Raw genomic sequence first — 26,676 nt, forward strand, 5'->3', positions numbered from 1 at the left:
GTGTCGGCGGACATCGTCGCCCTTCCCCACCCGGAACTCATCCGCCGAACGGGTTTCCCGCCGCGAGTCGGACGGTGAACCCGTCGCCGTGGCGGGTGAACGCCACGTCGGCGCAGAGCTGGTGGGCTATCCAGAGCCCGAAGCCGCCGTCGTCGCGGTCGGCGGCGGGGAGCAGGCCCGCGAACGGGTCGCGCGGGCCGGGACCGGTGTCGTGCACGGTGACCACGACGTGGCGCGGTCCCGGCCAGACCCGCACGCGCACCGGGGGTCGCCCGTGGCGCAGCGCGTTCGTCACGATCTCACTGACCGACAGCACCAGGTTGTCGAGGTCCTCCGCGCCGAGGCCGGTCCCGTCGGGGCAACCGTCCCCCTTGGACACCGCGGCGGCGCGCACCGCGCGGCGGGCCGCGCCCGGTGTCGGGTCGAGCAACTCCACCGCGGGCGGGGATTCCTGCACCGGGTACGGGAGCGGCGACCGGGGCTCGGCGAGGAACGCCCGCGGGTCCACCCGTTCGGGATTGGCGGTCAGCCCGGTGGGCGCGGCGACCATCGCGTGCGTGCGCGCGACCTCGGCGAGGACGGCCGGTGGGGTCACCCGGGTGTCGTAAGAGCACACGCTCCACAGCGGGAAGTCGGCGTAGACGTGTTCGACGGCGGCTTCGTAGCGGGCCCACCACTCCCACGAATGGCGCAGCTGCGACCGGGGGATCTCGCCGATGATCCGCACCCGGGGCGCGCCGCGGTCGACCAGGTCCGCCAACAGCTCGCGGTAGGCGCGGACCACCACGGCGGGGCGGAGGTAGAGGTCGTCGCCCGCGACGAAGACGAGTCCGTCCGGGTCGGTGACGGCGCCGCGCAGCAGGTCCGCGCGCGAGTCGCCCAACGACACGATGGTGGGTTCACCGGAGGCCAAGCCCTCGTCGAGGAACGGCACGGCGGCGGCCAGCAGCTCCTCGTCCGAGCCGTAGCGCAGCATCGAGTGGTTGCCCGCGAGCGTCACGCGACCACCTCCACCCGCATCCCGGGGATGGTGAGGATGGCGGCTATCCGCGCGGCGCCGGACCACCTGGTGCGCAGGACGGCAGTGCGACCGCCGCGGGTGGCGTGCTCGGCGATGGTGAGCAGGCCGCGGTGGTCGATGAACCGCAGCCCGGTCGCGTCGACGACCAGTTCGCCGTCCCGCTCGACGCCGGGCAGCGCGTGTTCCAGCGCCCACGGCAGCAGGTCCCGGGTGAGGCCGTCGACCTCGCCGTCGAGGGCGAAGTCGCCCGCGCGGGTGCGGGCGTGCAGCCGGAACGGCGTGGGGTGCCCGTCCGGGTGCAGGCAGGCCAGCCGGGCCAGGTCGTCCGGGTGCAGCGCGGCGCGGTCGAAGGCGCACATGCCCTCGAACGGGTGGCCCGCCATGTAGCGGTCGGCGAGGTGCTCGTACCTGGCGAACGCGGCGAGCCGGGCGGGCCCGCGCACCAGGTCGGTGGCGTCGGCGGCCACCCGCAGCCCCCGGTAGCCCGCGGCCAGCGCGGCCCGGGTGGCGGCGGCGTAGACCTGCACCTGCGCCACGGGGTCGAGCACGCGGTCCGACGGGTAGAGGCCGTCGAGGGCGACGACCTGCGCGGCCCCGGAGTCCACCGCGTCGTCGAACCCGCCGACGCCGCGCAGCTGCGCGGTCAGCGCGGGCACGCCACCCGAGCCGATGTAGCAGACGCGTTGCCCGGATTCGAGGCCACCGGCCAGGAACCGCCCGGCCCGCGCCACGAACTCGGCCCGGTCGGCGAAGCTCCAGCACTGGTGGCCGCGCCCGGCGTGCGTGGGCGAGGTCATCGCCACAGCCTACGCGCCGGGTAGTCGATCCCCTACCGGGCGCGAACCAGCTCCTCGGCGGCTGCGGCGAACGCGCGGACCCGGGCGGTGGCGTTGTCGGCGCGCCAGACCAGCCCCCAGCGGACCGGTGGCGCGCCGGTCAGCGGCACGTAGGCCACGTCCGGGCGCGGGTAGTAGCGCCGGGCGTGGGCGCCGACGGGGAAGGCGCCCCGGCCCGCGCCGACGAGGGTGAGGATCTCCTGGAGGGTGCCGTCGTCCGGGGCGCGCAGCTCCGGCACACCGCGCAGGTCGTCGGCGGTGACGGACCGCCGCCGGGCGAGCGGGTGGTCGGCGCGGACCGCGACCAGGCGGGCCTCGGTGACCAGGACCGGGCCCGGGGTGAAGTCGGGGTCGTCGAGGGGGAGGCAGGCGAGGACGACGTCGACCACCCGGTCGCGCAGCCACGGGGCCGCCTCGGGGAACTGGGCCTCGCGGAGGACGACCTCGCAGTCGGTCAGCGCGGTCGCGGCGTCGGCGACGAGCAGCCCACCGGCCGCGCCGACGAACCCGACCCGGAGGGTGCCGGTGAGGCCCTTGCCCGCCCGGATCGCGCGGTCGACCCCGGCGGTGATCGCCGCCCACCCGGGCCGCACGTCGGCGCAGAGGGCCCGCCCGATGTCCGTCAGCTCGACCCGCCTGCTGGTGCGGGTGAACAGGGCCGCCCCGACACGCCGCTCGAGCCTGCGGACGGTCTGGCTGACCCGCGAGGTGGACACCCCGACGCGGTCGGCGGTGCGCCCGAAGTGCAGTTCCTCGGCGAGCACCAGCAGCGTCTCGATCTCGTGCCGCTCCAGCACCCGCACCCCCATCGTGAACCGTGGCTTCACGATGGTGTCACAGACCGTCGTTGATCAGCCCCCGTGGGCGCCCCAGTCTGGTGCCCATGTCCACCTTCGTGACCCGCACCCAGGCCCTCACCACCCCAGCCGAGAACTTCGCCGCGACGATCCGGGAACTGCGCGACCGGGCGGAGGTGGTGGACGCGCTGCACCGATTCGCCCAAGGGCAGGACCTCCGTGACCGCGACCTGTTCGCCTCCAGCTTCACCGGTGACGCGACCCTCGACTTCCGCCCAACCGCGGCGAAGTGGGGCGCGGAGCCGCCGGTTCTCGTTGGCCGGGAGGGCATCGCCGACGCGATCTTCGGCCTGTTCGCGGGCCGCGTGGACACCACCCACCGGGTCACCAACACCCGCGTCTCGATCGACGGCGATACCGCGCACTGCACCGCTTTGGTTGAGGCACAACACCTTCTGACCATCGACCACACCGTCCACGCGCTACTGAACAACTACTACGACACCACCCTGCACCGCACAGGAGACCACTGGCGGATCCACCACCTCCGCATCGACAACGTCTGGCTGACCGGTACACCCAAAGCCATCTTCGATGCGTGAGGCAGGCGACGAACCGAACGAGAAAGGCAAGCCGGAAACCGCGTGGTCACACCGGCTCGAAATCTGTTTGCCACATACTTTTTCGCCAGGAAAGACGTCTGACACCGGGCTCACCGGCTTCCGCCGCGCGCTTTGCCCGGACGTTCCCACCAGGAGCGTTCCCACTGTCGCCTGGCGGTAACGAACTACTCCATTCAGCCACTTCCCCCTCGAAACCGGGTCGAAACGCACCCGACATGCTTTGTCTGGGTGATTCACTAACCGACATCGGTTGTTCGTGATCATGTTTGGTACGTTGATGGAGTTCCGGTTGGAGCGACTGGGGATGCGACGGCCCGCGCCTGGGGGCGCTGGCGTCGCTTCATTCGCAGGAGGCGCCCGAATCGCCGCCTGCCTTCATCGATAGGTGAATCGACCATGCGCAAGAACATTTCCGCAATGCACACCGCGGCCCGCGCGGGCGTCGTCCTCGCGGCCGCCACCATGGCGGTCGTCGGGCTGGCGGGCTCGGCGTCCGCCGAGGCCGCCCCGGAGGGTTCGGTCGTCGGTTTCAGCACCAGCGGCAAGGCGATCCCGGTCCGCGTCGTGGGCACCGCGGGCCTGCTGTCGGGCCGGTTCTACGGCTGGGAGGACAACAACTTCAGCGGCGACCGCTGGGTCGACGTCGCGGAGGGTGCGTGCAGCGCCAACAAGTGCGAGATCGACTGGTGGGACGGCGACAACGAGATCTCGTCCGTGTCGAACGAGTCGAGCTGCAAGGTCCGCCTCTGGGCCAACGACGGCTGGACCGGCCGCTTCTACGACGTCCCGGCCCACTCCAGCAACGGGAACCTTTCCCAGGTCGGGTTCGACAACGAGGCGGAGAGCCTCGAGTTCATCTGCTAGTCGAGGCTGCGGGCGGGATTCGCCCGCGTCAGGTGAATGATCGGGTGGGGGTCGTCCGGACGGTCCCCACCCGACTCGACACCGGAGCGCGTGATCGAACCGGTGGATCGAGGACCGGACTTCGACGGCGCCCGGGGCGGTGCGGCGGATGCCGACGCGAACCCCTCTCGCATTGTCTGGGTGTTTCACTAGACGTTTTCGGCTAATCGTGATCGAATTTGCTACTTTGACGGGGCTGCGGTTGGCACAACTGGGGATGTGACAACCCGCGCACGGGAGTGCCCGCGCCGCTCGTCCGCGAGCGGCGCCCGCCTGCATCGATTGGTGCGTCGACCGCGCGCGGACTTCGCCGGTGCCCGCGATCGAGTCGCCCCCAAAGGCTTCCCGCCCGACGCAGGCGTCGCCGACCCGGCCCTGGTCAGGTTCGACGACGAGGCGGCGACCTCGGGTTTCCCCAGCCGACCGATACTGCCGGCTACAATCCGGTTGCGATAGGTGACTGATCGGCGGGGGTCCGCCCGGACGACCGCCGCCGACACGACGACGGGGCGCACATGATCAAACTGGTGGGTGTGGGGCTGGACTTCGGCGCCACGAAGGCGTTGGACGGGGTCGACTTGGCGGTGGCCGCCGGGGACGTCGTGGCGGTGACCGGCCCATCCGGGTGCGGCAAGTCGACGCTGCTGCACGTGCTGGCCGGGCTGCTGCGCCCGGACCGGGGCGAGGTTTCGGTCGGTGGGACCGACCTGACGTCCGCCAACGACCAGGCCCGCACGCGGTGGCGGCTGGAGAACTGCGGGTTCGTCTTCCAACTCGGCGATCTCGTCCCCGAGTTGACCCTGCTCGACAACGTCGCCCTCCCCCTGGACGGCTTGCGCGCCAAGAACGCGCGGGAACGGGCCAGGGACACCCTCGGCGAACTCGGCATCGCCGAACTCGCCGACCGCTTCCCCGACCAGGTGTCCGGCGGCCAGGCCCAGCGGGCCGCGATCGCCAGGGCCCTGGTGCACAACCCACCGCTGGTCCTCGCCGACGAACCGACCGGTTCCCTCGACCAGGACTCCGGCTCCAAGGTCCTCGACCTGTTGCTGCGGGCGGTATCCGACCGCGGCGCCACGGTCGTGCTGGCCACGCACGAGCGCAGGCTCGCCGCCGCCGCGCACCGCGAGATCCGCATGCTCGACGGCCGGGTGGTGGCCTGATGCGCGACCTCCGCTTGGGTTGGCGCATGGCGGTGGCCGCGGGCAGCCGGTCCTGGTTGCGGCTGGCGCTGGGCGCCGTCGCGGGCCTGGTCGCCGCGTTGCTGCTGGCCTCCGCCGTGGCCGCGTACTCGGCGATCAACACCGCCGAGGAACGGGATGAGGCCCGGAGGCCGATCAACAGCGACAACGGGAACTCGTCGCTGCTCATGGCCGAACGAAGGTCGTCGTACCGGGGTGAGGACGTGACGGTGTTGCCAGTAGTGGCACCACCGGGTTCCCCGGTGCCACCCGGACTCGCCGCGTGGCCCGCGTCGGGCACCATCGCGGTGTCCCCCGCGATGGCGAGCGCCCTCACCGATCCGGTACTGCGGGCCGAGTTCCCGCAGCCGGTCGCCGCCGTCGTCGGTCCCGAGGGAATCACGGGTCCCGGTGAACTACTGGTCTACACCGTGGTGGACCCCTTTCCCGGTGACGAGCAGTCGCTCCGGCCGGTCGTCGGGTTCGGGACCGATCCGCCCCCGGGCGTGACGACGATCCATCTCGGCGGTCAGAAGGACTGGACGGATCTGCTGACCCCGTCGCGGATCCTCATCCTGTTGGCACTGCTGTACATCCTGCTGCCGCTGGCGGTCGTCATCGCCACCGCGACCCGGCTGTCGGCGGCCACGCGCGACCGGAAGCTGGCCTCGCTGCGGGTGATCGGCTTCAGCGCGCGGCGCTGCCAGGTGATCAACGCCGTGGAGACGGTCGTCGCCACCGGGATCGGCGCGGTGCTCGGGCTGGTCCTGTTCGCACTGGTGCGCGGTGTTCGCGACCAGTGGTGGATCGGACCGGTCGGCGCCTACTCGAACGACCTGACACTCGGCGTGGCGCCCGTGCTCGCCGTCGCGGTGGGGGTTCCCCTGTACGCGGTGCTGGTCTCGGCGATCGCGATCGGTTCCGCTGTGCGCGACCCGTTCCGCCCCGTCCGCCGCGCCCCGGTCCGGCCGAGCGCGCTGCGCCTGGTGCCGCTCGGCCTCGGTGTCGCCGGGCTCGTCACCGGACTGGTGCTGGGCCCGGTCGACCCGAGCATCGGCGAGGAGGCCGCGTGGCTGCTGCTGCCGACCGCGGGCGGTGCCGTGCTCACTCTGGTCGGGCTATTGACCAGCCTGCCATTGCTGCTGCGCCGGTTCGGCGACCGCATGGCCCGCACCGGTTCGCTCCCGGTGCGGCTCGGCGGTGCCGCGCTGCGCCGCGACTCGGTGGCGGGCACCCGCGTTCTGGCCGGGGTCCTCGCCGGGCTGTGCGCGTCCGGTGCGGGCATGGTGCTGAGCGCCGCCACCTCGACCGACGGAGCCGTACCGCAGTCACACATCGGCGAAGTCATCAAGATGAGCATCAGTCAACCCCTGTCCCCGGCGGTGCTCGGCGAACTCGCCGCCATCGACGGCGTCAGCGGCGTCGCGCGGTCCGCCAACGTGAACGGCACGACGCTGATCGCCGACTGCGCTTCACTGCGGGCGCTCTACACCGGCGCCGAGTCCTGTGTGGATGGAAAGCGCTACGTGCTCCCCGGCTCGGGGGGCGCGGGCGTCGAACTGCCGCTCGTGAACCGCACGCCGAACTCGCGCGACTTTCTCACCGACGTGGTGACCCCGGCCGCGCTCGACCCGGCGGAGGTACCGCAGCTCACCTCCACGGTCGTCATCGATGGTGGCGTGCCCACAGCCGACCGGATCCGCGCGGTCCTGGGCGCCCTCGCTCCCGCCGCGGACGCGGCAGGACCGATCATCGTCAGGCAGGCGATGGACACCGCCACCCTCGGCCCGGTGGTGACCGCCCTCGCCATCACGACCCTGAGCCTGGGCGCCATCGCGCTGGCGATCACCACCACCGACGACGTCCTCCGCCGCCGACGCGAGCAGTCCCGGCTGCGGGTGGTCGGCCTCGACCCGGGCACGCTCCGTGGAACAGCCCTGGTCCGCGTGTGGACACCGACGCTGACGGGCGGTCTCCTGACCACCGTCGTCGCCACCGCCATCAGCGCCGCACTCCTGCGCGCCCTCGGCAAGCCGCTCACACCCGCGTTGACGACCGTGGCGCCACTGCTGGTCGCGACAGTGCTGCTGTGCGCGCTGCTGGCGGTCCCGGTTGCCACCTCCGCCGTGCCACCGTTGACCGCCCGCGCACTGCGTCGCGAATAGCCCGCTACTGCAACGCCGCCGCCACCATGGTCGGGTTGACGCCCGCGGCGGCGGCGAGCGCCGCGACCTTCTCCGGGATCGGCAGCAGCGGGTACTGCTCCCGGGTAGCGGGCAACGCCTCGTCGCCGCCGAACAGCGTCGTCGGCGACGAGGCAGGGCCCAGGCGGTAGACGCGCCAGCGGCGGACCGTGGACTCGGCGATGGCGACCAGGTCGCCGTCGCGCAGGATCGCGGTGGACTTCTTGGCGTTGCGGGCGACCACCGCGCACGGGCTGCCCGCCAGGGTCGCGGCCCGGGCGGCGAAGCGGCGGGGGTTGCGGAACTCGCCCTCGACGATCCAGGCGCCGTCGAACCGGGTGGCGGGGATGTCGGCCTCGGCGAACCGCAGGCGCAGCATGGCGTCCGGGTCGTCCTCGGCGACCGTGGCCAGCTCCACCAGGTCGTCCAGTTCGCTCTCCACCGCGACGCGGGCGTGCGGGCGGGTCGCGGTGAGCAGCAGCGGCGCGACGGCACCGGGCACCGCGTACGGGATCAGGTCGCGGGTCCGCCGCCACGCGGTCGTGGCGACGCGGTCGTGGGTGCCGGGGCCGTCGAAAACGGCGTCCTGGCGCAGCAGCGCGACGCACAGGGCACTCAGCGACACCGCGAACTCCGTGACGTCACCGGGCAGGTCGGCCAGTTCGGCCTCGCTGGGCTGGACCGCGACCGCCACCTCCGCCACGACCTCCCGCCAGTCCTCGTCGCCCTCCCACGCACCCGCCGCCAGCAGCGTCGCGTACAGCGCGGCCACCACCAGCCGCTGCCCGAGCGGGCCGGGGGCGGCGGCCTGCCGCAGCTTGTCCGCCCGGCGCCGCCACAGCCGGAAGTCCTCGGCGGGCACCAGGTCCGGGTCCGGGCCGTCCGCGCGCCACGCGGCCGGGAAGGCCAACGCGGCCAGGGACGGCCCCAGGGCGTTCTCCAGGTCCCGCGCCCAGGTGGCTTTCGGCGCCTCCGCCTCGGTTTCCGCCGCCACGCGGAGGAAGTCCGCCTCGAACCGGCGGCCGACGGCGTGGTCGGCGAACAGGTCGGCGAGCGGGTAGTCGCGGGACACCCGGGGCAGGTCGCGCACCGGGGCGCAGCGCTCGGTGTCGGTGACGAACACCGACGCCGTCGGCGTTCCCGCCGGGACACGGGCGCGCAGCAACCGGTTTCCGTTGTCCTTGTACTCCGCGCGCACGGTGTGCCCGGTGGCACTGTCGCGGGTGATCACCACGGCGTTGCGCCACGCCGCACCGTCCGGCGACGACTCGACGACGGTGTGCGACGTGGCGCGCAACTCCACCGCGACGGTGTCCCCGGTCAGCCGCGCGCCGAGCAGCGCGGTCTCGGCGGGCGCGCCACCGCGCCGGAGCCGGTCGGCGACGCGCAGGTCCGGCAGCGAGTCGTCGACGGTGTCCGGGCGGACCGCGGCACCCACGACGCGCACGGCGTCGGCGATCCACGACGGCATCGGCACCACGCCCGGCAGCTCCGCCAGCCAGTCGCCGAACTCGCGCAGCGCCAGCGGACCGCGTTCCGGCGTCGAGCGCACCACCAGCCACCGGTCGTCGTCCCACGCGGCGTCACCGGCGCCGAACGCGACCCAGACCTGCTCGTCGCCGACGAGCACGAGCAGCCCCACCTCGAAGCCCGCGCCCGCGTGCCCGTGCTGGTACAGCAGACCGGCGTGGCGCACCCCGACGGGCTCGCGCGCGCCGGACGGGTCCGACAGCGCGGTGATCCGGGCGCCGAGCCCGCGCGCGGTCGGCACCAGCCGCCGCTCCAACTCGGCCAGGTCCACCGCGTACCCGGTGACCAGCACCTCACGCAGCGCCGCGCCGCCCGCCGCCCACTCCTCCAACAGCCCCAGCGGCGAACCGGTGCCCGCCTGAGGTGTCCGCAAGCCCACGGTGATCGTCCTCCCCCATCGCCCGAAGGTCACCATGCCACACCGACCACCCGGCGCGACATGGTGACCTTGCCCGCAGGCCCGAACCCGCGATCATCCGAAGTGGACGATCCAGGTGCGTATCGTGGGTCGTGGTCGGAGGAGGGGACATGACGCGCATCGCGGTCATCGGGGACGTGGGCGGACATCCGGACCAGCTGCGGCGGGCGCTGGACGACCTCGGCGCGCGGGGCGACCGGCTCCCGGCCGACCTCACGGTGATCCAGGTCGGCGACCTGGTCGACCGGGGCCCGGACAGCCTCGGGGCGCTCGACCTCGTCGAGCGGCTGGCCCGCGACCCGGGATGGGTCCAGCTGACCGGCAACCACGAGGCCCAGTACCTCGAAGGCGGCACGGTCTTCACCCGCGAGCCGCTCGCGGACGCGGGTGTGCGGCGGCTGCGGGAGTGGTGGGCGACGGGCCTGCTGCGCGTGGCCGCCGCGGTGCGGGTGGGCGACGAGGATTTCCTGGTGTGCCACGCCGGTCTGACGCTCCGGTGCTGGCGGGAACTCGGCGAGCCCAGCGCCGCGGCGGACGCGGCCGCGGCGCTCAACGCCAGGCCCGCGCTGATCGGGCGCGAGGGCGACCACGGTCGCGACCCGGCGTCCGGTCCACTGTGGGCCGAGTCCGGCGCGGCGCTGCACGAGCCGTGGATGGGGTACGCGGGTGTGGTGCCCTTCGGCCAGATCCACGGCCACTCGACGGTCGTGCGCTTCCGCGACCGGACCTGGCACTGCGAGGGCCGGATCCGCAACCGCGCCCAGGTCGACTGGGAGTCCCGGCACGTGCGCGTCCGGGTCGGCGGCAGGCGGTTCATCGGCGTCGACCCCGGTCACGGCCGCACCGGCGCGGAGTCCTGGCGGCCGCTCGTGCTGGCGGACGCGATCCTCCTCGGTTGACCCGTTCGGCCTAGTGTGAACACCTGTTCGGCGGCGACTTGGGAGGACGGCGGGCGCCGGTGGTACCTCCCGGGTGAGGAGTGGCGACGAACGGAGTGAGCGCCGTGCGCAGGAAGTGGATCGGGATCGTGGCGGTCGGCCTGGCCGTGGTGGTCACGGCGGTGGTGGGCCTCGGTGTGGCCGGGTTGCTGCCGTCGTTCGGCACGGACACCGTCGACCGCAGCCAACCCGCGGTGTTGCAGGCGGTTCGCGACCTCAGCGAGTACCACGCCGCCGCGGGCGACTACCAGGTGGTCGTGGACATCGAGAAGGACGTGCGGTACGTGCCCGCCGAGATCGCCGGTGAGCGCACGCTGTTCGTCGCGGCGGGCAGCATCGACGCGTTCATCGACTTCCGCGGCCTGGCCGGTGACGCGATCACCGTCAACCAGGAGCAGAAGACGGTGCAGGTGAAGCTGCCCGCGCCGCAGCTGAGCAAGCCGAACCTGGACAACTCGCGCAGCTACGTCTACCGCCAGGACCGCGGCCTCTTCGACCAACTCGGCGACCTGGTGAGCGCCCCGACCGACCAGCGCGAGTTCTACATGGCGGCGGAGAAGCGGATCGCCGAGGCGGCGCAGCGCTCGAACCTGGCCGAACGCGCCCAGAAGAACACCGTGGCCATGCTCAATGGCTTGTTCACCAGCCTTGGCTACCGCATGGTGCAACCGCCCGCCCAGGGTGGCTGACGTCTACGCCGCTTGACCGCCGTCAATCGTGATTACCGAGCCGGTCACGTGCCGACCACCGTCGCCCGCGAGATGGGTGACGGTGGCGGCGATGTCTTCCGGTGCGCCGTAGTAGCCCAGCGCACTCACCGCGACCTGTCCCACCGCGTGGTCACTGCCGGCGGGGTTCATGTCGGTGTCGGTCGACCCCGGCTGCACGAGGTTGACCGTGATGCGGCGCGGTCCCAGATCCCGCGCTACGCCCCGGGTGAAGCCGGAGAGCGCGGACTTGCTCATCGCGTACAGGCTCTGGCCCGGCCACGGCACCCGGTCGGCGAGGTTGCTGCCGATGGTGATGATCCGGCCGCCGTCGGGCAGCAGCGGAACGGCGGCCTGGGTGGCGGTGAACACGGCCCGCACGTTGACGTCGACGACCTCGTCGAACAACTCCTCGGTCGTCTCGGCGATGTCGATCGCGTGGTAGACGCCCGCGTTGTTGACGAGGATGTCCAGCCGCCCGAACTCCTCGGCCACCCGCCGCACCGCGTCCGCGACGGCGCCGCGCTCGCGGGCCGCCGCCTTGAGCACCAGGCTCCGGCGGCCCAGCGCGGTGATCTCGTCGGCGACCGCCGCGGCGGCCTCGGCCCCCGAGTTGTAGGTGATCGCGACATCGGCGCCCGCCGCGGCCAACCCCCGCGCGACGGCGGCCCCGATCCCCCGGCCACCCCCGGTGACCAGCGCGACCCGCCCTGCCAAGCTCATTGCGACCTCCGGTTATTTGTGCATCGAACGCTACACAATTAGGTATCACGGGTAGCATCCGAGCGTCAACGACAGCGCGGAGGAGGTCACATGCCGGGACCGGGTCGCCCCCGGGCGTTCGACCGCGACGCCGCGCTGCGCACCGCCATGCGGCTGTTCTGGGACCGCGGCTACGAGGCGGTCTCGATCACGGACCTGACCGCGGCGATGGGCATCGGGACGCGCAGCCTCTACACCGCGTTCGGGAGCAAGGAGCAGCTGTTCCGCGAGGCCGTCGCGCTGTACAGCAGCGGCAGCGGCACCGAGGGGTTCTGCGACCTGCCGACGGCCCGCGAGACCTTCGAGAGCTGGCTACGGGACCGCGCGGACGGGTACACGCGTGTCGACCGGCCGCGCGGCTGCATGGTCGTGATGGCCGCGACCAACACCAGCGCCGACAACGACGCCGTCCGCGACCTGCTGGCGCAGATGCGGAACCGGGACCGCGAGATGCTCACCGCCCGGCTGGAGCGCGCGAAGCGGACCGGCGAGGTGGCCGAGCACGTGGATGCCCGGGCCGTCGCGTCGTTCTACCTGAGCCTGATCTACGGCATGTCGACCCAGGCCAAGGACGGCTACACCGCGGCCGACCTGGCCGCCGTCGTCGACACCGCGATCACGGCCTGGCCGCACCTGGTCACCTAGATGAGCAAGTCCTAGCTGGTTCAGTGGTCGTAGGCGGTGAGGGATCGGGTGGCGGGTTGTCCGGTGGTCCTGTTGTGCCAGATCGCGGCGGTGAGGGCGAGGATGCGTTGGGCGACGCGGGTGGTGATTCCGTCGATGCTGCGACCACCGAGGTGTTCGAGGTCCAACTGGTGATCGGGAGTCCGGCGGGGATGGTGATCAGGTGCAGGCGCAGGCCAGAAGAACCGGGAGTGGCTGGCGCAATACCCGTATCCGGCCCACCCCGCCAACTCCGAGCGCGTCGCGGTCTCCCGGGAACGCCCGCACTCCACCGGGGTGGAATCGACCACCCAGGTGTTATCGGCCCACAGGTCGGTGTCGGCCGCGAGGAACCCGGATCATCCGCTTGAGCAGCGGCACGGCGGCGCGCAGCCGCTTGTTGTAGCCGGACCGGCGGGGACTTGCTCATCTAGCGGCGTGGTCCCGCATCGGGTCGGCGGCCAGCAGGCCGAGCGCGGCCTCGGAGGCGGTGTCCGGCTCGGCGCTGTAGACGAGGACGCGCTGGGCCGAGTTGTCCGGGGTGTGCAGGACCTCGAAGTGCAGCTCCAGCGGGCCCACCGCGGGGTGGGCGAAGTGCTTGGTGCCGAAGGTGCAGTTGAGCACCGGGTGGCGCGACCACAGGGCGGAGAACTCGGTGCTCTTCACGCACAGCTCCCCCACCAACTCCGCCAGGTGCCGGTCGTTCGGGTGCTGCCCGGCCAGCAGCCGCAGCGCCGCCACCGCGCGCTTGGCCTCGTGGTCCCACTCGGCGTAGAGGTCGCGGGTGTGCTCGTCGAGGAACAGCATGCGGGTCTGGTTGGGGCGCGTGGCCGGGGACGCGGGGCTGTCCGCCGCGCAGTGCCCGGCCAGCAGCCGGTGGGCCAGGGGGTTCCAGGCCAGGATGTCGCTGCGCCGGTCCAGGACGACCGCGGCGACCCCGCTCATGGCGCCGATCAGGTGGGTCAGCGCGGGCCGGGCGGACTCGGTGCGCGGCGCCGGTTTCCGCCCCTTGCGCGTCGGGCGCGCCAGGGCCCGCAGGTGACTGCTCTCGTCCTCGTTGAGCCGCAGCGCCCGCGCGATGGCGTCGAGGACGTCGTCGGAGGCGTTCTGGCTCTGCCCCTGTTCGAGGCGGGTGTAGTAGGTCGCGCTGACCCCCGCGAGCTGGGCCAGTTCCTCGCGGCGCAGACCGGGTACGCGACGGGCGCCGTACGAGGTCAACCCCACCTCGGCGGGGGTGAGGCAGGCCCGGCGGGTGCGGAGGAAAGACCCCAGTTCCGTGTCCATGCCACCAGTGTCACCCGCGCCGCGCGCGGCTGCCGCACCCCGTGAGTACCACCCTGCGACGACCGCGGGGTGGGCCGCCTGGTCGGCGACCCATCCCGCGCGGTTCCTCGGTGACTAGGCGAAGTGCAGGTTGTCCTCGGTGAAGCCGGTGGCGATCGTCGCCTCCCCGTCCCACGGGGACGGGGTGATGCCGCGACCGTTGTGCCAGACCTTGACGTCACCGTTGGCCAGAACCGTGGCGATGTCATCCTTGCCGTCACCGTCGACGTTGGCGAAGAACAGGTTGTCCTTGCTGAAGCCAGTGGCGATCGTCGCCTCCCCGTCCCACGGGGACGGCGTGATACCGCGACCGTTGTGCCACACCTTCACGTCACCGTTGGGCATCACGGTGGCGATGTCATCCTTGCCGTCACCGTCGATGTCGGCGAAGAACAGGTTGTCCTTGGCGAAACCAGTGGCGATCGTCGCCTCGCCATCCCACGGGGATGGGGTGATACCGCGACCGTTGTGCCACACCTTCACATCACCGTTCGCCAGAACCGTGATGATGTCGTCCTTCCGGTCACCGTCGATGTCGGCGAAGAACAGGTTGTCCTTGGCGAAACCAGTGGCGATCGTCGCCTCCCCGTCCCACGGGGACGGCGTGATACCGCGACCGTTGTGCCACGCCTTCACATCACCATTCGCCAGAACAACCGCGATGTCCTTGCGACCGTCACCATCCAAGTCCGGGCAGAACAGGTTGTCGTCGGCGAAACCGGTGGCGATGGTCGCCTCCGCGTCCCACGGCGAAGGAGTCAGACCGCGACCGTTCCGCCACGCCTTCACATCACCGTTGGGCAGCACGGTCGCGATGTCGGCCTTGCTGTCCCCGGAGAGGGACGCGCCGGCGGGCAGCACGACGTCATCAACGATGTTGTCGTAGCGGTAGGGCCGGTAGTCGGCCCCCGAACCGAAGTAGGGGTAGGGGACCACGTGGTGTTTGGCGCCGAGGCTGCCGTTCGGACCGGACTGCTCGTAGCCCCAGTAGCTGGTGCGGCTCGCGTCGACCCACTTCTCGAACAGCACCACGTGCCGGGTGTTGTTGTCGCCCAGGGCGTCGATGAGGGCGTCGCCCGGCTTGAGGTCGTTCTTCGGGATCACCGTGCCCAGGCCGGTGAGCCCGACGGTGTTGGTACCGCCGGTGCTCCCGGCGGGCACACCCCAGGTCATCGACACGAAGCCCGAGCAGTCCTGGCGGTAGGTGCCGTACGGGGTCGGGTGGTGGGAGGTCTGGCTGTAGGGGACGCCGTTCCACGACGCCGCCCGGGCCAGCACCTCGCTCCGGGTGACTGTCGCCGTTGCCGCGAGCTGCGACTGGAGCGCGCCCGCGGCGCTGATGTTCGCCTCACCGCCACCGGAGACCACGTCCGGCTGGGCGTGAGCGAGGCCGCCGTTCGCGATTCCAGCCAGTACCGCGAGCAGGAGGCCGGACGTCGCCAGCTTCACCTTGGTCCTCATCGGAGTGTCCCTTCGTTGTTCCCGCCGCCGTGCTCGGTGGCGTGGGGACAACGTTGCCGGGGGACCCTCCAGAAAACCTCCACGATCCCTCCAGGTCCGGCCGCCACCGCGGCCGAAACCTGGAGAAAACCTGTAGCTCAGCCAAGGGGGACGCGGTCCGCTCCCGGAATCGCGGCGAGCAGCTCGGCGGTGTAGGGGTGGGCGGGCGCGGCGAGCACCCGGTCCGCTTGCCCCGATTCCACGGCCCGACCGTGGCGCATGACCAGCACCTGGTCGGCGATCTCGCGCACGACCGCGAGGTCGTGGGTGATGAACAGGTAGGTCAGCCCGTGCTCGCTTTGCAGTCGTACCAGCAGCTCCAGGATCTGCGCCTGGACCGAGACGTCGAGCGCGGAGACCGGCTCGTCGCACACCACCAGGTCGGGGCGCAGTGCCAGGGCGCGCGCGATCGCCACGCGTTGGCGTTGTCCGCCCGACAGTTCGGCGGGCTTGCGCGCCAGGGTGGACACTGGGAGCGCCACCTGGTCCAGCAGTTCGGCCGCCCGTGCGCGGCGACCGGCCCGACTGTCGACCTTGAAGGCGCGCAGCGGTTCGGTGACGACCTCCTCGACGCTGAAGCGCGGGTTCAGGGACGCGTAGGGGTTCTGGTACACCAACTGGAACCGGCGCCGCAGCGCGCGGAGGCGACTGTCGCCCATTGTGGACAATTCGTGGCCGTCGAAGGTGACCGTGCCCGCGGTCGGGGCCTCCAGTCCCACCACCATCCGCGCGGTCGTGGTCTTGCCCGAACCCGACTCGCCGACCAGCGCCAGCGTGCGCCCCCGGGTCAGGGTGAAGGAGACGTCGTCGACGGCGCGGACCTCGCGCGGCCCCGTCCGGTTTCGACCCAGCGTGAATGTCTTGCGCAAACCCTTGACTTCCACCAGGACCTCCGGTCCCGGCTCGCGGCGCGGGCGCAGTGGTTCCCGTGCCAGGCTCGGCGCCGCCGCGAGGAGCGCGCGGGTGTAGGGCTGGGTGGGGGCGTCGAGCACCGCGGCCGTGGGTCCCTGTTCCACGACCTCGCCTTCCGACATCACCACGACGTGGGACGCGCGGTCGGCGGCGATGCCGAGGTCGTGGGTGATGAGCAGGACCGCGGTACCCGACTCCGCCGCCAGGTGGGCCAGGTGGTCGAGGATCTCGCGCTGCACGGTCACGTCCAGCGCGCTGGTCGGCTCGTCCGCGATGATCAGCCTCGGCTCCCCCGCCAGCGCGATGGCGATGAGCACGCGCTGCCGCAGTCCCCCGGACAGCTCGTGCGGGTACTGGCGCGCCCGCGCCGCCGCCTCCGCGATACCCGCGCGGCCCAGCAGCGCCACGGCCAGTTCGGGGGCCGTGCGCCGGGTCGCCAGTCCGTGGATCAGCAGGACTTCCGCGACCTGCTCCCCCACCCGCTTCACCGGGTCCAACGACACCGTCGGGTCCTGCGGCACCAGGGCGATGCCCGCGCCGCGCACCGACCGCCACTGCTTCTCCCCCAGCCGCGTCAGGTCGCGGCCGTCGAAGCGCACCGCGCCCGCCTCGATCCGGCCGCCGCGCGGCAGCAGGCCGATGGCCGCGTGGGCGGTGGTGCTCTTGCCCGACCCGGACTCGCCGACCACGGCCACGATCTGTCCACTCTCGACGGTGAGCGAGGCCGACCGCACGGCGCGGACGACACCGGTCCGGGTGTGGTAGGACACCGCCAGGTCGCGGATCTCCAGCAGTGCGCTCACGCCTCGCCCCGTTCGTCCAGCGCCCGGGACACGCGGTTGGTGGCCAGCACGACCGCGGCCACCGTCAGTCCCGGGAACGTCGTCATCCACCACGCGGTGGCCAGGAAACCGCGACCACCCGCCACCAGCGAACCCCACTCCGGCGTCGGCGGTGTCGCGCCGAACCCGAGGAAGCTCAACGCGGACACCTCCAGCACCGCCACGCCCAGCGTGACGGTGGCCAGCACCAGCACCGGTCCCAGCGAGTTCGGCAGCACGTGCCTGCCCAGCACGCCGCGCCACCGCACGCCGGAAGCCCGCGCGGCCTCCACGAACACACCGGTCCGCACGCGCAGCACCTCGGACCGCATCAGGCGGGCGAAGACCGCCAGGTTCGACACACCGACCGCGATGGCCACGTTCGTGGTGCCGAAGCCGAGCGCGGTGACCAGCGCGAGCGACAGCAGGATCGACGGCACGGCCTGCAACACGTCCACGAACCGCATGACCAGCGAGTCCAACCAGCCGCCGCGGAAGCCCGCGAGCAGCCCCAGCGCCGACCCCGCGACCAGCGACACCAGCACGGCCAACAGCGTGGCCCACAACGACAGCGCGGCGCCGTGCACGACCCGGGCGAACACGTCGCGCCCGGTCTCGTCCGTGCCGAACAGGTGGGCCGCGCCCGGCCCCCGCAGCCGCTCGGCGGGCACACCGGCGATCGGGTCCTGGTCGGTGAACAGGCCAGGCGCGACGGCGGCGAGGAGGGCGAACACCAGGACGGCGTAGGAGACCAGCAACCCGGGGCTGCGCACCAGGGTTCGCGTCCGCGTGCGCGTGTCAGGCACCGGCGGCCACCGCCTTCCGCGTGACCCGGCCCGCGAGCCGGGGGTCGAGCAGCGGGTAGATCAGGTCGACGACGAGGTTGATGGTGACGAAGAAGAACGCGGAGAGCACGATCACCGCCTGCACCACCGGGATGTCCTGCGAGTTGACGGCGAACGCGGTGAGCCTGCCGATCCCGTCGCGGGAGAACAGCGTCTCGGTCACCACCGTGCCCGCCAGCAGGTTGCCCGCCACCACACCGACCAGTGTGAGCGCGGGCAGCGCCGCGTTGCGCAGCGCGTGTCCGAAGTGGACCCGAGCCCGGCTCGCCCCCTTCGCCAGGACGATCTCCACGTACGGCTCGGCGAGCTGCGTGCGCAGGCTCTTGGCCAGCACCTGCCCGATGATCGCGCCCGTCGGCAGCCCGATGGTGATCCCGGGCAGGATCAGCGCCGCGAACCCGTCCGTGCCCAGCGCGGGCAGCAGCCGCAGCTGGAACGAGAAGATCTGGATCAGCACCAGCCCGACCCAGAACTGCGGCAACGAGACGCCCAGCGGCGGCAGGGACAGCAGCAGGTTCCCCAGCCAGCGGTGCCGGGTGTAGGTGCCGAGGACGGCGAGACCGCCGCCGAACAGCACCGCCAGCACGAGCCCGGCGGCGGCGATCTCCAGCGTCGACGGGAGCGCGTCGAACACCAGGCCCGTGGCGTCGTCACCGGTCATGACCGACTTGCCGAAATCACCGTGGGTCGCGGCCCACAACCGCTTGCCGTACTGCACGACCAGCGGGTCGTCCAGTCCGTACTCGGCGCGGACCGCGGCCACTTCGGCGGGGGTGGCGGTGATCCCGCCCTCGGCGGCGCCGAGCCGGTTGAGCGCGGCGTCGCCGGGGAGCAGGTAGAGGATCACGAAGGACAGCGTGAACGCGGCCCAGATCACCGCCACCGCCTGGAGCAGGCGGCGGGTCACCCCCGCCGCCCTCACTCCGCGACCCAGGCGTCGTAGAGCCGCAGCCGGGAGGACGCCTCGAACTCGAGCGCGTGCGCCTTGGGCCCGAGCCCCCACACCTGGGTCAGCTCGAACACCGGGATCGAGTAGCCCTGCTCGACGATGATCCGCTGCGCCTCGGCGGCGGCGGGCTCGCGCACCGCGCGGTCGGTGGTGGCCGCCTGCTTCTCCAGCGCCGCGTCGAGCGGGTTGCCCGCGGTCAACTTGCTGCGGTTGCCCGCCTTGGTGGAGTACGTCTGGCGCAGGATGTCCGGGTCGGCGCGGGTGACGTTGAACCAGATGAAGTCGTACTCGCCGCTGAGCTGGATCTGGGTGCTCTCGGCGGTGGTCTTCAGCTCGATGCGCAGGTCGAACCCGATCTTGCGCAGCTGCTGCTGGATCAGCTCCAATGCGCTCTGGTTCTGGTTGAACACCGCGGAGAACACCACGGCGGCCGACAGCCGCTGCCCGTCCTTGACCCGGATGCCGTCCGGCCCCGGCCGCCACCCCGCGGCGTCCAGCAACGCGCCCGCGCCCGCCGGGTCGTAGGCCAGCAGGCCCGCGAGGTCGGTGTGCAGCGGTGTGGCGGAGCCCAGGACGCTCGTGGCGGCCTTGTAGTTCTTGGTGAGGACGGTGTCGACGACCTCTTGGCGGTTGACGCCCTTGGCGACCGCCTGCCGCACCTTGGGGTCGGTCAGCACGCCGCGCGTGGTGTTGGCGGTGAGGTTGAAGACGATGCCGGGGTTGGGGCGCACGGGTTCGGTGAAGCCGTTGCCCGCGAACTGCGGCTCGTCGACCGGCTGCACGTCGGTGATCGCGTCGAGCTGGCCGCTGGCCAGCGACCCGCTGCGCACCCCGGGTTCGGGCACGATCCGGTACTCGACGCGGTCGAGGTAGGCCTCGCCGGTGTGCTTCCACAGCGGCGAACCCCAGTTGTAGCCCTTGCGCTTGACGAGCACGACCTGCTGGTTCTGCTTGTAGCTCTCGAAGACGAACGGGCCGGAGCCGATCAGCCCGTCGCCCTGGCAGCGCTGCTCCGGGGTCTTGTTGTACGCAGCGGGTGCCAGGACGCCGAGCGTCATCGTCGAGGACGCCTGGAGGAACTGGGCGCTGGGTGCGGTGAAGTCGATGCGCACGGTCCGCGGGTCGACGACCGTGGAACCCCTGTAGGCGGCCAGGTATCCCGCCACGAGCGCGGCCTTGGGGCCCAGCGCCCTGGCGCCGTCGAAGCTCGCCTTGACCGCTGCGGCGTCGACCGGTGTGCCGTCGGAGAAGGTGGCGCCGTCGCGGAGGTGGAAGGTGAACGCGGTGGAGTCCGCGTTGACCTCCCAGCGCTCGGCCAACCACGGCTTGATGGCGCCGTCCGCCGGGTCCTGGTCGGTCAGCGAGTCGACGAGCTGGCGGCTGACGTTGAGGGACGCGTTGGTGCCCCACTGCTGCGGGTCGACGCAGTCCGGGTTGGACGAGATGCCGAGCCGGAGCGTGCCGCCCACGCGGGGTGTCCCCGCGTCGCCCCCACCACCCGCGGTGGCCTGCGCCCCGCAACCGGTGAGCAGGACCAAGGCCAGAGCGCCGAATCCGAGTGTACGTACGGGACGAGTTACCACGACCGAGCCTCCTGCGTGCCTGCGAACCTCGCGCTTCACGCTAACGGCTGATCCCCGGCCCACCTGCGCGTCTCACAGTGTGGATGAGATCCTGGTATTCCCCTTGCGGGGGAACAACTCCGACACTCCCAGATACTCGGACCAGCTTCTCACATCGCGGAACATGCCAGGTTCTCGACACGGGGGCGGCTCCGGGCCCGCGCGGGCCCGGAGCACGACGGCCTCAGCCCACCGGCACGCGGTCGACCGGTGTCCCCGGCGCGCGGCGGCGGTCCAGCGCACCGGACCAGAGCGCGGCGGCCAACCCGAGCACCGAGAGCCCGGCGCCGACCAGGTTCGGCGCCCGCCAGCCGAGGCCCGCGTCCACGACCACCCCGCCGAGCCACGCCCCCAGCGCGTTGCCCAGGTTGAACGCGGCGATGTTGGCCGCCGACGCCAGCGCGGGCGCGCCGTCGGCGGCGCGCATGACGCGCATCTGCAACGCGGGCACCGTGGCGAACCCCACCGTCCCGAGTAGAGCGATGGTCACCGCGGCGGTGAACGGCGCGCCGACGGTGACGGCGAACAGGACGAGGACGACCGCGAGCAGCCCCAGCGTCGCGTACGTGGTCGGCAGCAGCGCGCGGTCGGCGGCGCGACCGCCGAGCACGTTGCCCACGCAGGACCCGACGCCGAACAGGACCAGCAGCCAGCCGACCGCACCGGCGCCGAACCCGGACACCTCGGTCATCATCGGCGCCAGGTAGGTGAACGCGGCGAACACGCCGCCGAAGCCGAAGGTCGTGACCGCCAGCGCCAACCACACGGCCGGGCGGCGGAAGACGGCGAGTTCCCTGCGCAGCCCGGTTTCCGGCCGGGGTTGGCGCGGCACCAGCAGCGCGACCCCGAGCACACCGACGACCCCCAGCGCCGACACGGCCCAGAACGTGGACCGCCAACCCAGGTGCTGGCCGAGCAGGGTGCCCATCGGCACCCCCAGCACGTTGGCCGCGGTCAACCCGCTGAACATCAGCGCGATGGCCGCCGCCTGCCGGTGCGGCGCCACCACCGCGGCGGCCACCACCGACCCGATCCCGAAGAACGCGCCGTGGCACAGGGCGGCCACCGCGCGGCCGACCATGAGCACGGGGTAGTCCGCGGCCACCGCGCACACGACGTTGCCGAGGATGAACACCACCATCAACCCGACCAGCAAGGCCTTGCGCGGCAACCGCGCCCCCAACGCGGTCACCAACGGCGCCCCCACCACGACACTGAGCGCGTAGCCGGAGACCAAGAGTCCCGCCGACGGAATGCTGACCCCGAGGTCCAAGGCCACATCGGGCAGTAGCCCGACGATGACGAACTCGGTGGTCCCGATCCCGAACGCCCCGATCGCCAGCGCTAGCAGAGCAGCCGACAGCGTCCTCTGCCCCGGCTCCGCCGGGGCGGCGGGATCGCCCGTCAGCCGATCTCTTCCCTCCCGATTCGGCGCGATCTCACGGTGTTTCCTGCCTCGGCGCGGCCGAGGCCATGTCACAGCCATGCCCACATGCTGTCCGCGCGACGGCGACGGGTGCCTGTCCCTGCCGGTACCAGGCACGCCAGTGCCAGGCAGGCAGGAGCCTGGCACCCGTGGGGCCAGGCGGGGTGGGGTGCTGGCTGCCAGGTGGGCGCGGGGTGATCGTCGGTGCCGACGGATCGCTCCCCGGAAAGGACACCCCCATGGTCTCGGTCGTGCCTACCACGACACGGCGGCGGCTGGTACTCGTCGTGCTGCTCACCGCCGGTTTCACGCTCGCGGTCGACTTCTCCATCCTCAACGTGGCGCTGCCCGCCATCGGCGCCGACGTCGGGTTCACCCTCGACGGGCTCCAGTGGGTGGCGACGGCGTTCGCCCTGTGCGCGGCCGGGTTCACCCCGCTGTTCGGTCGGCTGGCGGACCTGCTGGGCCGACGGCGGCTGTTCCTGTCGGGCATGGCGCTGCTGGGCACCGGTTCGCTCGTCGGCGGCCTGGCCACGTCCCCGACCGCGCTGCTGGCCGCCCGGGTCGCGCAAGGCCTGGCCGCCGCGGCGGTCACCCCGGCGGCGTTGTCGCTGCTGACCACCACCTTCCCCGAGGGCGCCGAACGCGACCGGGCACTGGGACTCAACGGCGCCCTGATGGCCGCCGGGTTCACCACCGGCGCGGTGTTGGGCGGGCTGCTCACGGACCTGCTGAGCTGGCGGTGGGCGCTCTTCCTCAACGTCCCCATCGCGGCGGCGGTGCTCCTGGCGGCACCGTGGGTGCCGGCGGGCACGCGTTCCGGCGCGCGGCCCCGGCTGGACGTGCCGGGCGCGATCACCGTCACGCTCGGCCTGCTCGCGCTGGTGTTCGGCCTGACGACGGCGGGTGGGCGCGGCTGGGCCGACCCGACCGCGCTGGTCGCGCTGGTGCTGGGCGCGGCGCTGCTGGGACTGTTCCCGGTGGTCGAGCGCCGGGTGGCCGAGCCGCTGGTACCGGTGTCGTTCCTGCGTCGACGGACGGTCGGCTGGGGCAACCTGGCGGGCCTGCTGGCGTTCGCCACTGAGACATCCCTCGTGTTCCTGCTGACGCTCTACCTGCAGGAGGTACTGGGCTTCAGCCCACTGGCCGCGGGCCTGTCCTTCGCCGCCCTCGGCGTCGGCACGGTCCTGGGCGGCGCGCTGGCGCCACGCGTGATCGCCCGCCTCGGCGCCACCCGCGCGATCGTCGTGGGGCTGAGCGCCCAGGCGGCGGCGACTCTGCCGCTGGTGCTGCTGGGCCCGACGACCGCGATGGTGGTCCCGCTGCTGGTCGCCACCTTCGCGGGCGGCGTGGCCAACCTGGTGGCGATCGTGGGGTTCATGACGACCGCGACGTCCGGCCTGCCCGACCACGAGCAGGGCCTGGCCACCGGGTTGGCGACCACCAGCCAGCAGGTCGGCATCACCCTCGGCATCCCGGTGATGAGCGCGGTCGTCACCGCGAACGTCCACAGCTCGGGCGCCGAGACCGCGGCCACCGTGCTTTCCGGTGTCACCGCGGCGATCCGGGTCAACGCCCTGCTCGCGGCGGCAACGGCGGTCGTGGTCGGCTCGGCCCTCCGGCGACGGTGATCCACGGCTCGCGGTCCCGGCGCCCAAAGGGCGTTCGGGGATCCATGGGGGAACTGTTGGGTGGTATCCCCGATGCCGCCAACGGGTCCCCGGCAATAGCGTGCGGCACATGAGAATCCGCCCCGTGGCCGCCGTCACCGCAGCCTTCGTCCTGCTCGGCGTGGTGCCCGCCGCGGCGGCGCCCGACCGGTTCGCCGACTGCCGGTCCCCGCCCGCGGGCGCCGATCCGGTTCGCGCTCCGGCAGGTCGGCCCCACGGAGGTGGTGTCCACCAACCCGGTGGTGCCGCGCTTCACCACGGAGGACCGCACGCTCGCCCTGCCCGCGGCCACGGGCCGCGGCCGTCGGGCACCCGTGGTCGACCACCTCTCGGGACTGCCGTCGCCGTCGGGCGCGAACCACTTCAGCCAGACTGCGGAAGTCTCCGCCGCGGCTACTGACCGCCGCCATTTCCGAAGGCCTTTGTGTAACTCGTGGTTATAGCCGCGGTGTCGACTCCGGACCACGCCGTCGGGTTTCCGCTGCTATGTGGACACCGAATGGACTATTCGCGCCCGGCGGTGGCGGAAAACCATTAACACTTTCGAGTGAACCCGGCACCGCCGAATCACCCCGGAAGGGTCGTCACCTGGTCCAGGAGGTACGGAGGTGAACCGCGTCCGACCTCCGGTTGACCCTCCTTAGGGGCCTTGGGGGACACTCACCACCCGGGTGAGCTGCGCGTTCCGCGCTCACCGGCGATTGCCACCACCCGGTGGACAGCTTAGCCGCCGAGCGGACATTCTTCGGACATTGATCTTGGAAGCCAAGATTTTACCGTTTGTGGAAATCAAGCCGTGTCTTGGAAGCTGGCCCGCATGTCAATGACGAAGCCATCCGCGGGCGGCAGATGGTCTGCCGTCCGCGACGGCGAGGGGGACCGCCTCCCGCCCCGGCTGCGCGCCGAGGGCGCGTTCACGCCGTGGCCGCTGCCGTCGGAACTGGACCTCTCGCAACGCACCTACCGGTTGCTCGCCGACGGCCAGGAGATGCTGGGGCGCCTCGACGAGGCCGCCGCGCGGCTGGCCACGCTCTCGCCGCTGGTGCGGTCCACCCAGGTGCGGGAGGTGCAGCTCTCCGCGCAGCTGGACGGGATCAGCGCGGCGCTGCTGGAGGTGCTGGTCTCGCTGCTGCCCGGGGTCAAGCCGGGCAACAAGGTCACCCCGAAGGTCAGCCGGTACCTGCGGGCCAGCGACACCGGTTTCGCCGCCCTGCGCGCGGGCGCGGACATCGACGGCGAGCTGATGTCGGAGGTCGCCGCCGCGTTCGCCGACACCGGCACCACCGACGTCTGGCGCACCGACCACGCGTGGCTCGGCGGCACCGAGGCGTTCCTGCTGGCCAGCCCGCCCGGGGTGGAGACCAAGGTGGCCTTCGAGCAGTTCGTCACCTGGTCGGCGGCCGAGTCGGACCTGACGGTGCTGGCCAAGGTCGCGCTCGGCACCTACCTGTTGGAGGTGCTGCGCCCCTTCCGCTACGGCAACGGCCACATCGCCCGCCTCTACGTCGGCCTGGAGCTGACCCGCTCGCGCGTGCTGCGCGGCCAGGTGCTGCCCATCTCCACGTGGATCAACCGCAACCTCACCGCCTACCGCGCGCAGGTCCGCCGCGTGGCGGACACGGGCGAGTACGAACCGTGGATCGCCTTCTTCGCCGCCGGGGTGGCCGAGGTCTGCCGGGACGAGCTGGCGCTGATCCGCACCCTGCGGCAGACCCACCAGGACCTGGAGCCGAAGCTCAAGCGCCGCACGGGCAACATCCGCAAGGTCTTCAACGGCCTGCTGGCGACCCCGGTCACCAACCACCGCCAGATAGCCGAGATCCACGGCATCTCCAACAAGAACGCCAACGACGTCTGCGGCCGCCTCGTGGACGCGGGCGTCCTGGAAAGCCTGGGCGGCTACGGGAAGGTCTACTTCAGCCCGGTGCTGGTCCGCCAGCTGAGCCTCACCGACCCCCGCCTCGACGACCCGACCGCCCCGAACCCCATCTGAGCGCCGCCAGGCGCTAGGTGACCGGCAGCGGCACGCCGTCCGGGGTGCGCAGCAGGCGGCGGACCTCCTCGGCGCGGGCGTCGTCGGCGTCGACGAGCACGGCGAGGGCGCGGTGGAACGCGCGGCGGGCCCGGGGGAAGGCACCCGCCGACCAGTGCTGCCTGCCCAGGACCAGCAGCAGCTCGGCGTGCTCGCGGGACGGGTACTCGGCGAACGCGGCGTCGGCCTGCTCCAGGTAGTGCGTCCCCGCGTCGGGGCGGCCCGCGCCGACCATCAGCTCGCCGAGCAAGCCCAGGGTGGCGGCGACGGCCGCGCCCTGCTCGTGCCTGCGGTGCTCGGCGAGCAGCTCGAAGGCCGCGTCCAGCGCCCGGTGCCAGCGGCCCGCCGCGCGGAACAGCCCGACCAGGGCGTTGAGCGTGGCGATGACGTGCGGTTCGTCGGCCAGGTCGTGCCACAGCTCCAGGGCGCGGACGTACTGCGACTCGGCCACGATGTCGTCGCCCTCCGCCACCGCGACCCGCGCCGACCGGTCGAGCAGCACGGCGAGCGCGGCCCGGTTGCCCCAGGCCCGCGCGGCCCGCTCCCCGGCGGCCATCAGCGCGGCCCGCCAGGCCGGGTCGTGCGCCAAGCCGGACCCGGACGTGGTGTCCCAGAGCCGCCGGACGAGCGCGCACAGGTCCGGATCGGCGTCGGTCGCGGCGAGCGCGGCGAGCAGCAGCGGCCGGTGCGCGGTGACCTCCCGCGCGGTGAGGTCACCGGTCACGAGGTGCTCGACCAGCCGCCGCCGCGCGGGACCCTCCTCGGCGGGGGCGGGGAGTTCGTCCCAGGGGGCGGTGGGCCGGTACCAGCCCGGGGTGGGGCTGGTCAGGGCGCCCGCGCGCCACAGGGTGTCCAGCGCGGCCGCGGTGTCGGCCTCGGTGCGGTCGAGCAGCACCGCCAGCAGCGGCGCGGACAACTCGACGCGCAGGTCGTCGAAGCACCGCATGACCGCCGCCACCGGCGCGGCGTCCTTCCCACTCGACGGCACGTTCACTCCTCGCCTCATCCGGCCGG

Annotated in this window: 22 protein-coding genes and 1 pseudogene; 9 read left to right on the top strand and 14 right to left on the bottom strand. The window is 72.4% G+C overall.

What is annotated here, in order from left to right; translation table 11 throughout:
- Positions 1 to 37 precede the first annotated feature (37 nt).
- Genes CLV40_RS32770 through CLV40_RS32780 form a run of 3 tightly spaced genes read right to left on the bottom strand, consistent with a single transcriptional unit; the run spans position 38 to position 2,684 of the window.
- On the bottom strand, positions 38 to 1,000 hold the full coding sequence (locus tag CLV40_RS32770; RefSeq protein WP_245931716.1) for an anti-sigma factor RsbA family regulatory protein: 963 nt from the start codon (positions 998 to 1,000) through the stop codon (positions 38 to 40).
- On the bottom strand, positions 997 to 1,818 hold the full coding sequence (locus tag CLV40_RS32775) for an MEDS domain-containing protein (RefSeq protein WP_104482894.1): 822 nt from the start codon (positions 1,816 to 1,818) through the stop codon (positions 997 to 999). The genes CLV40_RS32770 and CLV40_RS32775 overlap by 4 nt, the downstream gene beginning before the upstream one ends.
- A gap of 32 nt (positions 1,819 to 1,850) precedes the next feature.
- Entirely contained in the window at positions 1,851 to 2,684 is an 834-nt protein-coding gene (locus CLV40_RS32780) for a LysR family transcriptional regulator (protein WP_245931717.1), read from the bottom strand.
- 56 nt (positions 2,685 to 2,740) lie between these two features.
- Between CLV40_RS32780 and CLV40_RS32785 the strand changes: the two genes are divergently transcribed.
- The 4 genes from CLV40_RS32785 to CLV40_RS32800 all read left to right on the top strand — a co-directional run bounded on the left by CLV40_RS32785 (position 2,741) and on the right by CLV40_RS32800 (position 7,526).
- Complete coding sequence (locus CLV40_RS32785) at positions 2,741 to 3,256, top strand: nuclear transport factor 2 family protein (RefSeq protein ID WP_104482895.1); 516 nt, start codon at positions 2,741 to 2,743, stop codon at positions 3,254 to 3,256.
- A gap of 417 nt (positions 3,257 to 3,673) precedes the next feature.
- On the top strand, positions 3,674 to 4,141 hold the full coding sequence (locus tag CLV40_RS32790; protein ID WP_146108347.1) for a peptidase inhibitor family I36 protein: 468 nt from the start codon (positions 3,674 to 3,676) through the stop codon (positions 4,139 to 4,141).
- Positions 4,142 to 4,695: 554 nt separating this feature from the next.
- Positions 4,696 to 5,343 carry an ABC transporter ATP-binding protein gene (locus CLV40_RS32795; protein WP_104482897.1) on the top strand — a complete coding sequence of 216 codons (648 nt, stop codon included), beginning with the start codon at positions 4,696 to 4,698 and terminating at the stop codon, positions 5,341 to 5,343.
- A complete protein-coding gene (locus CLV40_RS32800) occupies positions 5,343 to 7,526 on the top strand; it encodes an FtsX-like permease family protein (RefSeq protein WP_104482898.1) in 2,184 nt (727 codons plus the stop codon). The genes CLV40_RS32795 and CLV40_RS32800 overlap by 1 nt, the downstream gene beginning before the upstream one ends.
- A gap of 4 nt (positions 7,527 to 7,530) precedes the next feature.
- Here the strand turns inward: CLV40_RS32800 and CLV40_RS32805 are convergent, their stop codons facing one another.
- Positions 7,531 to 9,447, bottom strand: a complete 1,917-nt coding sequence (locus CLV40_RS32805) for a hypothetical protein (RefSeq protein ID WP_146108348.1) — start codon at positions 9,445 to 9,447, stop codon at positions 7,531 to 7,533.
- 155 nt (positions 9,448 to 9,602) lie between these two features.
- Between CLV40_RS32805 and CLV40_RS32810 the strand changes: the two genes are divergently transcribed.
- Positions 9,603 to 10,391: a metallophosphoesterase gene (locus CLV40_RS32810; RefSeq protein WP_104482900.1), complete on the top strand. Its 789-nt coding sequence runs from the start codon at positions 9,603 to 9,605 to the stop codon at positions 10,389 to 10,391.
- A 104-nt stretch (positions 10,392 to 10,495) separates the two neighbouring features.
- On the top strand, positions 10,496 to 11,119 hold the full coding sequence (locus CLV40_RS32815; protein WP_104482939.1) for a DUF4230 domain-containing protein: 624 nt from the start codon (positions 10,496 to 10,498) through the stop codon (positions 11,117 to 11,119).
- 3 nt (positions 11,120 to 11,122) lie between these two features.
- On the opposite strand, the gene CLV40_RS32820 is transcribed toward CLV40_RS32815, so the two are convergent.
- Positions 11,123 to 11,860 (bottom strand): SDR family oxidoreductase, encoded by a 738-nt coding sequence (locus tag CLV40_RS32820; RefSeq protein WP_104482901.1) that lies wholly within the window; start codon positions 11,858 to 11,860, stop codon positions 11,123 to 11,125.
- 90 nt (positions 11,861 to 11,950) lie between these two features.
- Between CLV40_RS32820 and CLV40_RS32825 the strand changes: the two genes are divergently transcribed.
- Positions 11,951 to 12,544, top strand: coding sequence for a TetR/AcrR family transcriptional regulator (locus CLV40_RS32825; RefSeq protein ID WP_104482902.1), 594 nt, complete (start codon positions 11,951 to 11,953; stop codon positions 12,542 to 12,544).
- 20 nt (positions 12,545 to 12,564) lie between these two features.
- On the opposite strand, the pseudogene CLV40_RS40945 reads toward CLV40_RS32825, so the two are convergent.
- The 8 genes and pseudogenes from CLV40_RS40945 to CLV40_RS32865 form a co-directional block, all read right to left on the bottom strand.
- Positions 12,565 to 12,982, bottom strand: a pseudogene (locus CLV40_RS40945) (transposase family protein); the annotation flags it as partial.
- Between the two features lie 6 nt (positions 12,983 to 12,988).
- Positions 12,989 to 13,846: a helix-turn-helix domain-containing protein gene (locus tag CLV40_RS32835; protein WP_104482903.1), complete on the bottom strand. Its 858-nt coding sequence runs from the start codon at positions 13,844 to 13,846 to the stop codon at positions 12,989 to 12,991.
- Between the two features lie 114 nt (positions 13,847 to 13,960).
- Entirely contained in the window at positions 13,961 to 15,346 is a 1,386-nt protein-coding gene (locus CLV40_RS32840) for a C40 family peptidase (protein ID WP_104482904.1), read from the bottom strand.
- 137 nt (positions 15,347 to 15,483) lie between these two features.
- Positions 15,484 to 17,100 (bottom strand): dipeptide ABC transporter ATP-binding protein, encoded by a 1,617-nt coding sequence (locus tag CLV40_RS32845; protein ID WP_104482905.1) that lies wholly within the window; start codon positions 17,098 to 17,100, stop codon positions 15,484 to 15,486.
- Positions 17,097 to 17,924, bottom strand: a complete 828-nt coding sequence (locus tag CLV40_RS32850; RefSeq protein WP_104482906.1) for an ABC transporter permease — start codon at positions 17,922 to 17,924, stop codon at positions 17,097 to 17,099. The genes CLV40_RS32845 and CLV40_RS32850 overlap by 4 nt, the downstream gene beginning before the upstream one ends.
- Positions 17,917 to 18,870, bottom strand: a complete 954-nt coding sequence (locus CLV40_RS32855; protein ID WP_245931719.1) for an ABC transporter permease — start codon at positions 18,868 to 18,870, stop codon at positions 17,917 to 17,919. The genes CLV40_RS32850 and CLV40_RS32855 overlap by 8 nt, the downstream gene beginning before the upstream one ends.
- A gap of 11 nt (positions 18,871 to 18,881) precedes the next feature.
- Positions 18,882 to 20,381: an ABC transporter substrate-binding protein gene (locus tag CLV40_RS32860; protein ID WP_245931720.1), complete on the bottom strand. Its 1,500-nt coding sequence runs from the start codon at positions 20,379 to 20,381 to the stop codon at positions 18,882 to 18,884.
- 337 nt (positions 20,382 to 20,718) lie between these two features.
- Positions 20,719 to 21,897 (bottom strand): MFS transporter, encoded by a 1,179-nt coding sequence (locus CLV40_RS32865; protein ID WP_104482940.1) that lies wholly within the window; start codon positions 21,895 to 21,897, stop codon positions 20,719 to 20,721.
- 314 nt (positions 21,898 to 22,211) lie between these two features.
- Here CLV40_RS32865 and CLV40_RS32870 point away from each other — a divergent pair, with 314 nt between their 5' ends.
- Positions 22,212 to 23,591: an MFS transporter gene (locus CLV40_RS32870; RefSeq protein ID WP_245931721.1), complete on the top strand. Its 1,380-nt coding sequence runs from the start codon at positions 22,212 to 22,214 to the stop codon at positions 23,589 to 23,591.
- A gap of 856 nt (positions 23,592 to 24,447) precedes the next feature.
- Positions 24,448 to 25,623: a Fic family protein gene (locus CLV40_RS32875; RefSeq protein WP_104482909.1), complete on the top strand. Its 1,176-nt coding sequence runs from the start codon at positions 24,448 to 24,450 to the stop codon at positions 25,621 to 25,623.
- Between the two features lie 13 nt (positions 25,624 to 25,636).
- Here CLV40_RS32875 and CLV40_RS32880 read toward each other — a convergent pair whose 3' ends face one another.
- On the bottom strand, positions 25,637 to 26,650 hold the full coding sequence (locus CLV40_RS32880; protein WP_146108349.1) for a tetratricopeptide repeat protein: 1,014 nt from the start codon (positions 26,648 to 26,650) through the stop codon (positions 25,637 to 25,639).
- Positions 26,651 to 26,676: the final 26 nt, after the last annotated feature.

The organism is Actinokineospora auranticolor (assembly GCF_002934265.1).
GTDB lineage: Bacteria > Actinomycetota > Actinomycetes > Mycobacteriales > Pseudonocardiaceae > Actinokineospora > Actinokineospora auranticolor.

Bases quoted from the DNA above. Each gene is read 5' to 3' on its own strand.
- CLV40_RS32795 (WP_104482897.1), top strand. From the start codon at position 4,696: ATGATCAAACTGGTGGGTGTGGGGCTGGACTTCGGCGCCACGAAGGCG.
- CLV40_RS32820 (WP_104482901.1), bottom strand. From the start codon at position 11,860: ATGAGCTTGGCAGGGCGGGTCGCGCTGGTCACCGGGGGTGGCCGGGGG.
- CLV40_RS32840 (WP_104482904.1), bottom strand. From the start codon at position 15,346: ATGAGGACCAAGGTGAAGCTGGCGACGTCCGGCCTCCTGCTCGCGGTA.
- CLV40_RS32800 (WP_104482898.1), top strand. From the start codon at position 5,343: ATGCGCGACCTCCGCTTGGGTTGGCGCATGGCGGTGGCCGCGGGCAGC.
- CLV40_RS32825 (WP_104482902.1), top strand. From the start codon at position 11,951: ATGCCGGGACCGGGTCGCCCCCGGGCGTTCGACCGCGACGCCGCGCTG.
- CLV40_RS32835 (WP_104482903.1), bottom strand. From the start codon at position 13,846: ATGGACACGGAACTGGGGTCTTTCCTCCGCACCCGCCGGGCCTGCCTC.
- CLV40_RS32785 (WP_104482895.1), top strand. From the start codon at position 2,741: ATGTCCACCTTCGTGACCCGCACCCAGGCCCTCACCACCCCAGCCGAG.
- CLV40_RS32875 (WP_104482909.1), top strand. From the start codon at position 24,448: ATGTCAATGACGAAGCCATCCGCGGGCGGCAGATGGTCTGCCGTCCGC.
- CLV40_RS32790 (WP_146108347.1), top strand. From the start codon at position 3,674: ATGCGCAAGAACATTTCCGCAATGCACACCGCGGCCCGCGCGGGCGTC.
- CLV40_RS32775 (WP_104482894.1), bottom strand. From the start codon at position 1,818: ATGACCTCGCCCACGCACGCCGGGCGCGGCCACCAGTGCTGGAGCTTC.
- CLV40_RS32810 (WP_104482900.1), top strand. From the start codon at position 9,603: ATGACGCGCATCGCGGTCATCGGGGACGTGGGCGGACATCCGGACCAG.